At 43.8% G+C, this 14,916-nt stretch carries 12 protein-coding genes; 6 read left to right on the forward strand and 6 right to left on the reverse strand.

The window, feature by feature from the left end:
- Nucleotides 1–86: 86 nt before the first annotated feature.
- Together AOX59_RS17085 and AOX59_RS17090 are read right to left on the reverse strand one after the other, a co-directional pair.
- A complete protein-coding gene (locus AOX59_RS17085) occupies nucleotides 87–1,085 on the reverse strand; it encodes a hypothetical protein (RefSeq protein ID WP_068447331.1) in 999 nt (332 codons plus the stop codon).
- Nucleotides 1,086–1,103: 18 nt separating this feature from the next.
- Nucleotides 1,104–3,134 carry a DEAD/DEAH box helicase gene (locus AOX59_RS17090; RefSeq protein WP_237049307.1) on the reverse strand — a complete coding sequence of 677 codons (2,031 nt, stop codon included), beginning with the start codon at nucleotides 3,132–3,134 and terminating at the stop codon, nucleotides 1,104–1,106.
- A 407-nt stretch (nucleotides 3,135–3,541) separates the two neighbouring features.
- Between AOX59_RS17090 and AOX59_RS17095 the strand changes: the two genes are divergently transcribed.
- On the forward strand, nucleotides 3,542–5,074 hold the full coding sequence (locus AOX59_RS17095; RefSeq protein ID WP_068447335.1) for a BCCT family transporter: 1,533 nt from the start codon (nucleotides 3,542–3,544) through the stop codon (nucleotides 5,072–5,074).
- A gap of 132 nt (nucleotides 5,075–5,206) precedes the next feature.
- Here AOX59_RS17095 and AOX59_RS17100 read toward each other — a convergent pair whose 3' ends face one another.
- Nucleotides 5,207–6,043 (reverse strand): YitT family protein, encoded by an 837-nt coding sequence (locus AOX59_RS17100; protein ID WP_068447337.1) that lies wholly within the window; start codon nucleotides 6,041–6,043, stop codon nucleotides 5,207–5,209.
- A 335-nt stretch (nucleotides 6,044–6,378) separates the two neighbouring features.
- Between AOX59_RS17100 and AOX59_RS17105 the strand changes: the two genes are divergently transcribed.
- From AOX59_RS17105 to AOX59_RS17115, 3 genes are all read left to right on the forward strand, one after another.
- A complete protein-coding gene (locus tag AOX59_RS17105; protein WP_068447339.1) occupies nucleotides 6,379–6,786 on the forward strand; it encodes a hypothetical protein in 408 nt (135 codons plus the stop codon).
- A gap of 182 nt (nucleotides 6,787–6,968) precedes the next feature.
- Complete coding sequence (locus tag AOX59_RS17110; protein ID WP_082684244.1) at nucleotides 6,969–7,784, forward strand: alkaline phosphatase family protein; 816 nt, start codon at nucleotides 6,969–6,971, stop codon at nucleotides 7,782–7,784.
- A gap of 343 nt (nucleotides 7,785–8,127) precedes the next feature.
- The gene (locus AOX59_RS17115) at nucleotides 8,128–9,792 is read left to right on the forward strand and encodes a peptide ABC transporter substrate-binding protein (RefSeq protein ID WP_068447342.1); all 1,665 of its coding nucleotides are present in this window, start codon (nucleotides 8,128–8,130) and stop codon (nucleotides 9,790–9,792) included.
- Nucleotides 9,793–9,902: 110 nt separating this feature from the next.
- Here the strand turns inward: AOX59_RS17115 and AOX59_RS17120 are convergent, their stop codons facing one another.
- A complete protein-coding gene (locus AOX59_RS17120; protein WP_068447343.1) occupies nucleotides 9,903–10,436 on the reverse strand; it encodes a YusW family protein in 534 nt (177 codons plus the stop codon).
- An 84-nt stretch (nucleotides 10,437–10,520) separates the two neighbouring features.
- Between AOX59_RS17120 and AOX59_RS19855 the strand changes: the two genes are divergently transcribed.
- Both AOX59_RS19855 and AOX59_RS17125 read left to right on the forward strand, forming a co-directional pair.
- Nucleotides 10,521–10,658 (forward strand): hypothetical protein, encoded by a 138-nt coding sequence (locus AOX59_RS19855; RefSeq protein WP_156418744.1) that lies wholly within the window; start codon nucleotides 10,521–10,523, stop codon nucleotides 10,656–10,658.
- 112 nt (nucleotides 10,659–10,770) lie between these two features.
- Complete coding sequence (locus AOX59_RS17125) at nucleotides 10,771–11,679, forward strand: sulfurtransferase (protein ID WP_068447345.1); 909 nt, start codon at nucleotides 10,771–10,773, stop codon at nucleotides 11,677–11,679.
- Between the two features lie 395 nt (nucleotides 11,680–12,074).
- On the opposite strand, the gene AOX59_RS17130 is transcribed toward AOX59_RS17125, so the two are convergent.
- Together AOX59_RS17130 and murQ are read right to left on the reverse strand one after the other, a co-directional pair.
- Nucleotides 12,075–14,003, reverse strand: a complete 1,929-nt coding sequence (locus AOX59_RS17130) for a glucose PTS transporter subunit IIA (RefSeq protein WP_068447347.1) — start codon at nucleotides 14,001–14,003, stop codon at nucleotides 12,075–12,077.
- A complete protein-coding gene (gene murQ, locus AOX59_RS17135) occupies nucleotides 13,996–14,871 on the reverse strand; it encodes an N-acetylmuramic acid 6-phosphate etherase (protein ID WP_068448422.1) in 876 nt (291 codons plus the stop codon). Before murQ ends, AOX59_RS17130 begins: the two co-directional genes overlap by 8 nt.
- Between the last annotated feature and the right edge of the window lie 45 nt (nucleotides 14,872–14,916).

Here is a 14,916-nt window from a genome sequence, read left to right on the forward strand (position 1 = left end):
CCGGGATGGCAGCGTCCTCGGCAGAGCAAAAGCGGTCCGGGCAGCATGTCATGCCAATACGATTAACCTTCTCCCAATTACCTTTTTCACCGGGTTATCTCAGGCTGTTTGTTTTTTGTGTCCCCGCTTTGATTGTTGGCTTTGAAGAAGTTTTTCGTGATTGGGTTGTAATAAAGCGTCAGTCGTTTTTGATTCCCTCTGAACTGATGGTTTATCGTATACTCTAATAGTGGGATGAAATAAAGAATGGCGTTTTCGAGATTGATTTTCATTTCGCCATTTGCTTTGTTATAGATTTCATTGAGCTGTTTGTCACGTTCGAGTTTGGTTGTTTCTATTTTATTGTAGATTTCCTGCTGCTTTTCCTCACTTAAGCCTTTTCGGTTCGCACGTTTATCATTTTCGGCGATAAGTGCATCATAATAATGATTGATCCGATCGATATCCTTAGCAATTTGCTGTTCATCGATTTGTGCACTTTTCTGTTGTTCTCCTTTTTCCCTGATATGTGCCGTTGCTTTTTGGAGTGCGCTTGCCATGTCAAGACTAACCGGGATAGGATAGGCGTATGAAGTTTGTTGCTGGTACATAATGTGATGTTGTTTTTGTTTCATCACAGGATCAATTTCATTTATCAGCATGTTGATCCAAATTTGGTCCGTCGTTTCCGTTACTTCATCCGAGACAATTTCGATATGGTATTGAAAAACAGTCCAAATGCCAAACACGGGTTTTTCGGCTTCGATTGCTATTTTGCCTTGTTCGTCTTGTAAGAACGCTTCAATCTTTTTCTGCGGGTTCCCGAGTTCCAGCCGGTCTATCTCGGCATATCGTAATGCCGTTGTTGCTTTTTCATGAATAATGCTCAACAATTGTTCCAGTATATAACTTCCAAAGGTGACAAATTCGGAGTCCGGATTTTCCTGGGCAACTTCAAAATCAAAGGAAAGCATGAGCTCTGTCTTATTCTGAAAATAGGGTGCGTAGTCTTCCGGGATGAGTACATGGCACAAAGCATATTCAACCGGCATGACCACTCCGCCGAGATTTTCTACAGTTTCTGTTACAAATTGCTGCAGTTGCATGCTGGACTATCACCTCGCTTAAAATAATGTATCGTCCAAGTTTCGCTGCTTGATCAATTTTTGCTTATTTTGCAGCATGGCCTCACCGATTTCATCTAGCTCTGACGCCATTTCCTTGTTGTCTTCTGCTTCAACCCAGGCTTTCATAATCATTTCGGAAAAGTCTTCTTTTTCTTCCATATCGCCAAGAATGGCATCAACTTCTCCTACAACCAGTTCAAACATATTAATTTTGCGGTCAAGTAAGTCGAGAATGTAATGTTCAATTGTATCTTCGGCCACCAGGTTATAGACAAAAACATCCTTCTCCTGCCCAATTCGATGAATACGGCCAATGCGCTGTTCGATCGCCATCGGATTCCACGGCAGGTCGTAGTTGATCATGCCATTGCAAAATTGCAGGTTCCGTCCTTCTCCGCCGACTTCAGTACTGACCAGCACATCAGCCTCTTTACGGAAATATGTGACCTGTTCTTCTTTATCCTTGCGGCGCAAACCGCCATGAAATTCGGCCACCTTGAATCCGCTATCCAGCAAGAAGTCACGCAAATACCGCTGGGCGCTGGAAAATTTGGTGAAAACAATCATTTTACCATTAAATTCCTTTAAAATAGCGGCCACTTCTTTTGCTTTCTCATGCCCTGCGCTATTATCATCTTTGGAAATTTCCTGTGCTTCATTCAGAAACCGCTGCATGGCTTTCCGGTCAAACGTTGCTAATTTTTCATTGGCACTAAGCCCCTCCAAAGATGGAATGATTGCGTTAATGGTACTGCCAATTTGCTCCTGCAGATTTTTTAATCGAAAGCGGTTTAGGACGCTATGCTGCCGCTCGTAATTATTTCGGATAAACAGGCTTAAATTATCATATAGTTGTCTTTCTTGCTGCGGGAGGGTGACCGTTCTGGTGTAGGCCGTTCGTTTCGTAAATGTAACATCCACATTGCTTCGTTTATTACGCACCATCACATCGGCCAGCAGACTTTTTAGTTTGTCCACGTTTTTTGCTTCAATGCCTTCTTTGCCCTCTACAAAATTTTTGCGGAAATAGCTGTAGGTGCTCAATTGTCCCGGCTTCAAAAGTGTAATGAGATTGTATAGCTCCTCCAGATGATTTTGTACCGGCGTAGCTGTCAAAAGGAAGATGTATTTCTTGTTGATGGTATTTACAAATTGCCACTTTTGTGTTCGTCTGTTTTTCAAGTGATGGGCTTCGTCTACAATGACCAGATCATAATACTGTTCACTGATTGGACTTCGGTGATTTTTTCGTTTTGCGGTGTCAATGGATGCAATTACTTTTTGATAGTGGCCCCAGGCAGCTTCACCTTTTCTTTTAAACTCCGGAGCATCGGCTCGCACAAAGTCTTGATTAAATTTGCGTTTCATTTCATTTTCCCATTGCTGAACCAGTGAAGGCGGCACAAGAATCAGGATGCGCCTCGCGAGTCCCCGCATGATATATTCCAGCATGGCCATACCTGCTTCAACGGTTTTACCCAGTCCAACCTCATCACTGAGCATGACACGTCCTTTGAATTGGCTCAGCACGGATTTGACTGTCTTGACCTGATAATCGAAGGTCTCCATTTCACGAATGTATGGCAGGCTAAGCAGCTCATTGTTATCCGGGTTGATCTGGAATTTTTCTGCAGACTGATAGAGCTGAAACCATGCATCATCATGAACGCGGAATTCGGCCAGTTCCCGCAGTACCGCTGTTGCGTGTTCCTGGTTATGCAGCTCGTTACTCAAAGGTGCTTCTTCCTGTGAAGCAACTTGTATTTGGCCATCTTCTGTCTGTCTAATCCATAGATATGATGCGTCATAGCCAGAGAAAAAACCTTTAATACCCCTGCCCTGAAGCAACCGTTCGTCCCAGTTGATGGAGAACTTTCGTTTCAATCCCTTGTCATTTTCCATCTCAAATTTATTTTCTGATAGATTCCTATCTTGAAAGAATGCACACAATGCATCATCCATCTCCATCGCCTGCAATTCTAAAAGTCCTTTATCCAGTTTGAATAGGTACTGTTCCAATGGACTCACCAGCCTCATTTTAGAATCAATTACGTTTATTTTATCACAAGTGAACAGGGGGGAGAATGGAAAAAGATTGAGCAGGAATACAGCACAGGGAATGGACAATCTTGCATGTGGTGGATGAACTGATTTCTTCCATTTTACATATCTTGCTAAAATTTACGATTCACAGCTATTACCTGATCATTGAAAAAGCCATCCGCGTCATCCAGCGTCAGATAAGTTGCTTCCATACAATGTGCCGGTTTCATATTCTTTGCTGCGGCATCACATTTTGAACGCTTGACACGTTTCTTTAAAGTCTGTATTGTTTCGCATTGTGTCTTATTAATATTTGATTCTCACAAGCGTATGCCTGCGTAGAGGAACGTATTCATGCGATGTGAGTTTTTTAAATCGGGAGGAACTCATTATTGACGAATTTAAGTAAGAATAAGAAAGGTCAAACCATTGATAAACCTGTTCTTTTTCTAAGTGGAGGAGCATTGCTGGCATTTGTGATGCTCGCTTTGATTAATCAGGATATGGTTACAGACAGTGTGAATTATTTATTTAATCTGTCTGCAACTTATTTTGGAGCGATTTATCAATTTTTGATGTTGGGGACCTTTTTTATTGCGTTGTTTCTGGGGTATTCAAAATATGGGAAGATTCGCTTAGGTAAGCTGGAAAAGCCGGAAATGAGCAATTTTAAATGGATTTCTATCATTATGTGTACACTGCTGGCAGCGGGTGGCGTATTCTGGGCTGCTGCTGAACCATTGAGTCACTTTTTAACAGTGCCGCCACATTTTTCAGGTATAGAGGCTGGTACGGCTGAGGCGGTTTCACCTGCACTTGCTGCCAGCTTCGTTGATTGGGGCTTTCTCGCATGGGCGATACTGGGAACACTTGGTACCTTCGTTCTGATGTATGCTCACTATCACCGCGGGACACCACTAAAGCCGAGAGCATTGCTTTATCCGATTCTCGGCGATAAAATTTTGAAGAAAAGTGTCCTTGGTACCTTTGTGGACGTATTCTCGGTTATCTCGGTGGCTGCCGGTACAATTGGTCCGATTGGATTTCTTGGTTTGCAGGCTGGTTATGGTCTGAATGCCTTGTTTGGTGTTCCGAATAATATATATGTGCAGTCTTTAATCATTATTATCGTTGTTATCGTGGCTGCGATTTCTGCAGTGACGGGGATTCATAAAGGGATCCAGATTATGAGCAGTTATAATGTTATTCTGTCTATATTTTTAGTTGGAGCTATTCTTGTGCTTGGTCCGGCACTATTTATATTCGATTCGTACCTGGAGTCATTCGGCTTATATGTACAAAACTTCATTGGTATGAGTACGTTCCGTAGTGATGGGGCTTGGCTTGGCGCATGGACCGTCTTCTTCTTTGCTTGGTTCCTTGGTTACGCGCCGATGATGGCTATGTTTGTCAGTCGTATTTCCCGAGGGCGTACGATTCGGGAAATTGTGACGGCTGTTGCAGTTATCGCACCTGTTGTCACGACGTTCTGGTTTACAATCGTTGGCGGAACAGGGATTTTTGAGGAAATGCGCAATCCGGGTTCTATATCCGAGGCATTGAGTAATGCCGGCCCGCCAGCAGCGATGATTGCGATTGCGGAACAATTGCCATTTGGAACGATTATCGGATTTCTACTTTTATTGACAACGATTATCTTCGTTCTGACAACGACCGACTCGATGTCACTAACGATTTCGATGGCCATTACCGGAAGTGGCGATCCGTCTAAATCATTACGAATTTTCTGGGCGTTTCTGATGGGACTTGTAGCATCTGTTCTGATAGTCATTGGCGAATCCAGTATCAATGCGCTACAATCCTTTATTGTGGTGACAGCTGTTCCGGTATCCTTGCTGATGCTGACCACATTCTGGACTGCCCCACGCGTCTGTCAAATACTTTTCAAAGAACAGAAATTATAGAGAATGCCCGGCAGCAAACGTCTGGGTAGGCGTTTCGATACAAAAGAACTTGGCTTTCACTGCAGATTTTGTGAAGGCCAAGTTTTTTAAATTGAAGCGGGAAAAATTTAGGTATAAACAACTGCTTTCTGATTATTTTTTTGCCCAGGAAAAGCTGCCGCCGAACACGTCACGAACGTCATGGACGACAACGAATGCCCGGTCATCAACGGAATTAATAATACGCTTGAGTTTCAAGATTTGGTATTTGTTAATGATGATGTAGGCCATATCGGCATTTTCCTTCATGTAGCCGCCATAACCTTCAAATACCGTTGCGCTGGTTTTCATCTGCTGAACGACTTCATCGGTGATTTCCGGAGCATAGGCGGAAATAATGCTGACGGCTTTGCGTGTGTCAAGCCCTTCCAGGATGATGTCTGTCGCTTTCTTGCCAACAAATAATGAAATGATTGTATACATCGTATTGAGTGGACCGATAATAAAAAGTCCGGATGATACAATCAATGCGTCGAGCGCAAAGTTTGTCCGCGTCAGATCCCAGCCAAAGTTGTGGTTGAACATGCGTGCAATCACGCTTGTTCCGCCCATGGAGCTGCCGGTTCGCAGGATAAGGCCGGCCCCAATGCCAATGAAAAATCCTGCAAAGATGGCTGACACAAGCGGGTCTCCCAAAGAATCAACCTGTTGTTCCGTGATATAGATAAAAAATGAAAGGAGCGGTGTCGTCATCACTGTCAGGAATATGGTGCGCCTTGGCAGTATCCGGTAGCCAATCAGTAAAATAATTGATGCCAGTATAAAGTTCACGATACCCGGTGACCAGCCGAATGCATAGTACAAGATTAACGACATGCCGGGCAATCCGCCATCTGCAAGATTGTTAGGGATCGCCAGAAAGGTCAGTGCCAAAGCATAAAGCAATGTGCCGGCCACTATCATAATCAAATCGCTCACCAGTTTTTTCATATCCCACATCTCCTTGTATAACTATAGAAAGCTGTCAGTCTGCTCGATATTGGACACAGTTTAGCATGTTTTATTTAAAGTCAGCAATGTTTTATGGCGAGTGTGGCTGGAAAGCTATGGTTTTTGATTCTAACAATTCATATCAAATTATCATTGGCTATTTCGTTGATGAGTCAAATGATTAGTTGACAAGGGGAATGAATGTTCTATAATGAAAAGTAAATGAATTGTCCTATAGTTGGATTTTGTACTTCAGATTGCTTCAATAAATATACCGAGAGTGGGAGAACATTTGTATGAAATATCCTATTATAGATATGTCATAATGGCGATTTATGAACTTAAACGTTTCTGGATCAAAGGAAAAACGTTGGTATATATCCAAGGCAGATGGTAAGTTGGCTTTATTTAAATTACCTATTTCTTTTACAAGCGAAACACAGGCTACATTGAGAGAACCTACTGGTGAAACATGGTCAGAAAAAAATGATCTCGTCGATAACCCAAAAGAAGAAAAAGCTGTTGAATTAATTGATCCCCAAAATAATGACATGAGAGCCGGTTATATTTCTAAGCCATATAATGATTTGTTTTTTCAGTTGGTATCAAAAGGTTACAGTATGACTGCGAGCGTTATATCTGTTGACGAAAATAGTGGACGGCCAACAATAGAAATTAGGGCCAAAGTTAACCTGGAGGATGTTAAAGCATGTGGGTGCGACTATATTATTAATTATGATTAAAATTAATAATAGCATTAGCGATATCCACAACATATCAGGACCCAAGTTCGTCTTTTGACTTTAACCAAATCATTAAAATGTCTGTTTTCAATGTTGACAGCGATGGATTTAAAGAATTTTTAGCACAGTTAACGCTAAACATGGCCTAACCAGTTTTTCAGCACACATACCGGAGCTCGAGGATGTTGCCAATCTCGTATTCTCGTATGGCTTTTCTGATGGCAGACTTCGATCCCTTTCTGAATAAACCGGCCGTTTCCCAATACTTAAAGGATAAGGGCGTGCATTCAACATCCATTACCGATAAAAACTTCAAAGGCTCGCTCTTGAGTGCGGTGCATCATCGGGGCAGTGCTTTTTCCGGTTATCATTTCACCTCAACGATACCGACATTGGCTGCTGGTGCATTGCGTGAAAGTGAGCGAAATTTCATTACCATCTATTGGCCCGGGCTTGATGCGTGTGCCCATCAGTATGGTCCGTCGAGCAATGAGACGGAAGATGAAGCTTATCATGTTGATGCTGTATTGGCCCGGATGGTAGAGCGGGTGAAAGATATCAAAGGCGACACAAACGATACATTATTTGTCATGACAGCAGATCACGGACAGGTATTCATTGATGAGGCACAATCCCTGAATCTCAATTCATATCCGGAGCTGTTGTCAAAACTGCGAATGCCGCCAGCCGGTGAACGGCGCTCGTTATATCTTTATCCAAAAGAAGGCGAGGAGCGAGACGTGCGGGAATGGGCTGAGGAAAAGGGCGCAACTGTTTTCACGCGCGAAGAAGCACAAGCCCATGGGTTATTCGGAGACAGCGAAATGAACGCTGAGCTGGCTGAGCGGATTGGTGAATTAATCGTCCTGCCGCCTGGAACGTCACAGTGGGTTTACGATCCACCACAGGCTAAAGGTTCACTTGGTTTCTTTAAAGGTGCGCACGGCGGGCTGCATGAAGATGAAATGATTGTGCCATGTTTGATGTGGCGGGGTTGAGTTTTTAATCGATTCATCGTGCGAACTCGTGCGGGGAACCTGCGCTACAGCCTTACACAATCTCCACTGTATAAAAACACTTAAGAGAGAATAAAAATCTTGATAATAGATTTCTGCATGTTACTATAAACACATTGGCAATTGCATAAGCGATGAGCACTAACGTGAGTTTATGGCTGAGAAGGACAATACGTTTTGCCCCGTTGCACTCGGACCCGGATAATGCCGGTGTGGGGAAGTGTGTTTGTATATAGCCATTCAATTTAAACATACTGCACGCCGGGATGCAGTTTTTTTATGCAATGAAGCTTAGTTACGTGATACAACAGAAGGGGGAAGTGAGATGCCTTACATACGAAATTTTTTGTTTATTTTACTTTTATTTCTCTTGGTATTGACCGCTTGCAGTGGAGAAGGACAAGAGGAAACAGCGTCTGAGGCGGACACCGGCGAAACGGAAGAAAAGGTGGTCCAGCTGAGCGCTTCGGGTGAAATTCCCGGTCTGAATCCAACAATGGCTGACAACAACATGAGCTTTAATGTCATCAATCAGGTATTTGAAGGGCTATACCGTCTGGATAAAGAGGGTGAGCCGCAATTGGCCATGGCGGCAAGCGAACCTGAAGTCAGTGATGATAATCGCGTTTATACCTTCGAAATACGAGAAGACGCCACATGGTCGGATGGCTCACCCGTAACGGCGGACGATTTTGAATATGCCTGGAAAAAAGCGGTTAATCCGGAGACAGGTGCCGCATACGGACCACAGTTTGAAGAGATTGTTGCAGGGGCATCTGAGATTTTAAAAGGTGACAAGCCGGTTGATGAACTCGGTGTTGAGGCACTGGATGAGAAAACATTGAAAGTGACACTGGAAGAGCCGGTGCCATATTTCAAAGATTTATTGACGACAGCGATATTTTTCCCGCAGCCTAAAGCCTTCATCAAGGAGCAAGGCGAACAATACGCAACGGACAGTGAACATACGTTGTATAACGGGCCGTTTGTCCTGGAAAACTGGAACGGAACCGGCAATACATGGACGTATGCCAAAAATGATCAGTACTGGGATAAGGGTTCTGTCAACGTTGACAAGATTGAGGTTAATGTTGTGAAAGATACACAGACTGCGGTCGATCTTTATGAAAATGACCAGCTGGATCGGGTGGATTTGACGGGTGATTTTGTTGATCAGTATGCATCGAATGATGAATACCACACCTTTTTAACGGGTGGGGTTCGATTTTTGAAAATGAACCAAGGAAAGAAAGGCGAATCGACGGATCTTGCCAATTTGAACATCCGAAAAGCATTGAATATGGCACTGGACAGGGATGTTATCGTCAACGACATTCTCAATAACGGATCCCAGGTTCTCTATGGCACGGTACCACGAGGCGTATCAGAAAACCCGGAAACCGGCGAGGACTTTCGCGAGGAAAATGGTGCTCTGATTCAGTCTGATGTGGATCAGGCGAAAGAACACTTCCAGCAAGGATTAGAGGAACTGGACAAGGAGGAATTGGAGTTCGTCCTGACGACATCTGATTCCAGTTCAAACAAAACCATTGCGGAAAATCTCAAATATCAGTGGGAATCAAATCTTCCCGGGCTGACGATAACAATTCAAAACGTACCGCCTGAACAAAGCGTGGATGCTAACGTCAATCAGGAGTATGAGCTGATTTTAACGGGGTGGAGCGGCGACTATCAGGATCCAATGACTTATTTGAATCTGTTTATTACCGACAGTCCAGGCAACCATACAGGTTATTCGGACGAAGAATATGACGAGCTGGTCCTGAAATCCAAATCCTCCCTGGCCGATGAGCCGATGGAGCGGTGGAATGCCTTGTTGGAAGCGGAAAGAAAGCTGATTGAAGAGAGTGCCGTACTCGTCCCGCTCTACCAAACCGGGACGGCCTGCTTGCAAAAAGACAATGTCAAAAATATCATTAACTATAAGGTCAGTGCGGACAACTATAAATGGGTTGATGTGGAAGAATAGATATGTATCACGCGAGATCCAATTCTTTTAGCAAGATAGAGGCAGGTTGTTTATGCCTGCCTCTGTTTTTACGTTTTATATAAGGGAAAACAGTTATTGTTTCGGGATTATTAATCCTCAAATTCAATTTTTTCGCCGTCTTTAAATGTGATTTCTAACTCAAATTCCTCGTAATTGGATTCCAAGGAAAATGCATCCAATGTTTGCTGAATGGCATCTTCTTTATTCGTATCCGTGTCGATTGAGAGCTTGTTTACATTTGGATAAACTTGGTTAAATGCTTCCTGTCCGTTAATATCAACATTACTCTCATCATCTTCCAGTTCTGCATCCACATCACTGTTCTGATCTTTTTCTAAGGAAGCTTCGAATGAAGTATTCCCTTCATATTCGACAGATAACTCAAAATCAGCATAATCAAGGTTTTCCATTTTGGTCTGCATGTCTTCGGATGTATTTGTTGTGGAGTCATTCGTGCTGCTGCTGTCTTGCTCACCAGTATTATTATTTTGATCTTCGTTAGTCGTTTCATCAGTTCCCTCTTCAGCAGTCGTATCATTATTCTCGCCATTACCACCGCCGCCACATGCTGCTAACGTTAGTGCCAGCATGGCGATTGTTGCTAACCACAAAATTCGTTTCATTTTATGACCTCCTTTTTCTTGTATTTGGTAGTCTTCCCGGTCTTGTCCAAAATAAAAACAAAAGGCAGATTGGAGGTAATTTGCGTGGGGATGGGAAAGCGTGGCAAGTCACTGCGCGAAATCGGTTTGGGACTGTGTGAAATTCGATCATCATCACCGCGCGGCGATCAAAAAATGAGTAAAGTTGATGAGATAATACTCCCGAAAAATGGTGATACTTAAATGTCAGAGGTTTATATTGTAGTCTTTGATAATTGATAAAACAATTTTAGAATGGTATCATAAAATTAATTATCCCCATCAAAATAGTGTGGATTATTAAGGAGGAAATAAAATGAGCCAAGTTCCATTGATTGTGACGACTGACTGGCTGGTGGAAAGACTGGATGATCCGAAATTACGATTAATAGATGCCACGACATTTCTAAAACGGCCTGATGATGGTGGTTATTATGATGTATGGTCAGGTGAGGACGCGTATAAAGAAGGCCATATCCCCGGTGCTGTTTTCGCTGATTTGTTGAATGATCTTTCTGACCCGGATTCGGAGTTCGCTTTCACTGTTCCTTCAAGAGAACGATTCACCAGTAAAATGAGTGAACTGGGTGTCGGTGACAATGATACGTATGTTGTCGTGTATGACAGCGGATTAGCTGAAGCAGGAGCGTCGGTTGTCGCTTCCGACTGGGCATCACGGCTTGCCTGGCAGCTGCAATATGAAGGACTGGATGAGGTTGCAGTGCTTGATGGCGGTTTCCAGAAATGGCAGGAGGAAGGACGCCCTGTTTCAACTGATCCCGGATCTTATCCGAAAGCTAATTTCACAGGGGAGCGTCGTCCTGAATTATTGGCGACGAAAGAGGATGTAAAAAATGCGATGAATGACGATAATGTCGTTCTCGTTAACAGTCTGACGAAAGCAGACTTTAATGGTGAAACAGACACCTATGAGCGCAGCGGGCATATCCCGGGCAGTGTCAATGTTTTCTTTGGCGACCACTCAGATCCGGAATCGAAAGAACTGCATGACGATAATAAATTGCGTGAGGCATTTGAAAAATCAGGAGCACTTGACCCTGATAAGAAGGTCATAACCTATTGCGGGAGCGGCATTGCTGCAACGTGGAACGCCCTGATTTTGAATAAGTTAGGACAAAATAACGTTGCCATGTACGATGGTTCCATGACTGAATGGGCTGCAGATAAATCACTTCCGTTAGATACAGCGGAAAAAGATAAATAAATGTTGAAAAGACGCCAGTGAGTGATGCTGGTGTCTTTTTATCCCGCATGTAACTGGAGTAAGACCCCCCCACCTCAAATGTTCCGAGTATACGATGAAGATTAGGTGGGGGATCAACTGCCGGTAAATGTCCGATTCGTTCATCTAACAATCAGTGGGGGAAGAAAGAAACCCCCCACTGATTGAAGATTCACTATATTTATGAGAGAGATTGGATCAGGTCTTAGCATATCTGCTATCAGGAGACGATTGGATTTATAGATGACATGAAAATCGCTGTAGATTGATTAATCATCGCTATAGTTCAGATCAACACTGCTGTAGTTTAGAAGAGAATCGCTTTAGATAAAAAGACCCCGGCAATCAAACGCCGCGGCCCTTGTTTTAATACGTTTCTATTTCACTTCCAACAGCTTACTTCCTGCTTCAACATGTTTTGCGTCAACTGGTGTAATAGCTTCATAGTTGTTTGAGTTGGTGATGACAACGGGTGATGCGATATTGAAACCTTTGTTTTTAATTGCTTCAATATCAAACGTGCATAAGAGCTGGCCTGCTTTGACTTCATCATCTTGGGATACGTGCAGTTCAAATACCTTTTCTTTGATATCGACTGTATCCAGTCCGATATGCAGCAATATCTCGGCTCCATTGTCTGAAGTGATTCCAACGGCATGGCCGGTCGGATAAACCGTCGACACTGTTCCCGCAGCAGGTGCATATAATTTGCCTTCAGTTGGGTAAATTGCGATGCCTTTGCCGACGAGTTCATTTGCGAAAACTTCATCCGTGAGTTCATTCAATGGGCGTAATTCCCCGGTTAAAGGACTCTTGATATGCGTCTCGTCGCCGTCTTGTCTGGATGCAGCTGCTTCCTGCTTCGGCTGATTAGTACTCGTCTGAGAAGGGGTCTCACCGTAGAGTTTGTACACCATTTCCTCTTTGAAGCCAAACAGATACGTCAGGATGAACCCGCCGATATAAGAAATGACAAGCCCGATAATATACAGTAAATAGTTGTTGTCAGCTATTAGCGGGATCATGACAATGCCTGAAGGCCCCACAGTAATCGCACCTACACTGGACAGGGATAGAAATGCACCGCCGAACCCGGCACCAAGACTGGCTGTGATAAATGGCCGGCCTAGTGGCAGGGTGACACCGTATATAAGCGGTTCACCAATTCCCAGAAAGCCAACAGGCGTAACACTTGCGACTGTATTTTTCAGACGTTTGCTTTTGGTTTTAAGATAAATGGCGATCATGGCACCGACTTGTCCGCCGCCTGCCATCGCAAGGATTGGAAGCAGCGTCGTTGAGCCAAACTGCTCAATCAATTCCAGGTGTACTGGAATCAGTCCCTGGTGCATGCCGACTGTCACCAGTGGAAGGAATGTCGCTGACAGGATAAACCCGCCGATGACACCGCCGGCTTCAAGCATGCCGTCAACAAGGAACCATGTAATGCCGTCCATTAGTATGCCGGCAATCGGCTGGATGACAACGATTGTTGCAAGAGACCCAACCATAACGGTAATCAATGGTGTTAAAATTAAATCCAGACTATCCGGTACATGATTACGGATAAATTTCTCTATTTTGGTAAACAGATAAGCAGCTACAATAACACCTAACAGACCGCCGAGACCGGAGCTGACGCTTAAGTCCAGTCCAAACAAACTTAACGTGCCGATATCGCCTAACACCGGTGCATAAATCAGTAAACCTGCAATGCCGCCGAGGACCATTGTTCCGCCGAATTCTCTCGCCGTATTGATACCAACAAACACACCGAGTGAACCAAAGAGCAAACCACCGATCGATTGCAGCAGCATGTACCAGTCTGACTCGAGAACTGCCTCATTTATCATGTCGGCATCTGCCATGTTCAAAATCAAGTTGGCAATACCGAGCATTAAACCGGAGGCGACCAGCCCTGGCACGATTGGCACAAAAATGTTACCAATGTGCCTGAATAGCTGCTGGAAGCTTGATGTTTGTTTTGCTTTATATGACGCCTTCGTATCTCCGGCAAGATCGAATTCGCTGGCATCATCTTCGCCTTCAACATCCACATTAATCCGTGTGCTTTCGTGTATTTCATTGGCAACTTTTGTTACTTTTCCGGGGCCCAAAACAATTTGGATGGTACCCTGATCAATGACACTTAAGACTTCATCATAGCCTTTGATCGCTTCAAGATCGACATTATTGCGTGATTTAAGATTAATCCGCAACCGCGTTATACAATTCGTGAGGCTGGCAATGTTTCCCTCGCCGCCAAGGTTTTTAACAATTATTTGTGCCAGTTCTTTATTATTCATGGTGTTCACCATCCTTTTCTGCTAGTCTGATAGCTTTGCGCACAAATCCATTTGTCTGTTCAAGATGTGCTTTTGCCTCGTCATAACTGCACTGTAATTTGATCATAATAATGGCTATTTTTGGATTTTGCTCCGATTTTTCTAAATAGGCTGCGGCTGTATCAGTATCGGCTTGTGCAGCACGCGAGACAATATTTTTAGCCCGCTTTCGGAGTTTTTCGTTGGTTGGCTGTACATCGACCATTAGATTTTTATAGACCTTGCCAATGCCAATCATGGAACTTGTTGAAATCATATTTAACGCCAGTTTTTGCGCCGTCCCTGCTTTCAGTCGGGTGGATCCTGTTAAAATTTCCGGACCGACTTCAATTTCAATTGGAATGTCCGCATAGTGACTAATTTTGGCATTTTTGTTGCAACTAATCGCTGCTGTAAGCGCGCCGACTTGATGGCTGTATGTCAAGCCGCCAATACAATACGGGGTGCGCCCGCTCGCAGCTAAAGCGATGACGGTATCGCTTTCATTCAAATTCAAGTCTTTCAGGTCAGTCTTAGCTTGATCGGGATCATCTTCAGCCCCTTCAACAGCATCCGTAATGGCTTCCTGGCCTCCTGCGATAAGACTCCTGACTTTTTCAGGATCTGTGCCAAATGTCGGCGGGCACTCTGCCGCATCCAGAATTCCCAGTCTGCCGCTGGTGCCAGCCCCGATATAAATGAGCCGGCCGCCTTTTTCAAATGAGTCAATGACGGCTTGAGCAGCTTTTTCAATTTGGTTTATTTCGTTATTCACTGCTTCGGGAACTGTTTTATCTTCTTCGTTCATCACCTGTAATATTTCACGGGTACTCATTTCGTCCAAATTCATGGTTTTATGATTCTGTTCTTCTGTTGTTGTTCTTGTTTTGGTCAC

Source organism: Lentibacillus amyloliquefaciens (genome assembly GCF_001307805.1).
Lineage (GTDB): Bacteria > Bacillota > Bacilli > Bacillales > Amphibacillaceae > Lentibacillus > Lentibacillus amyloliquefaciens.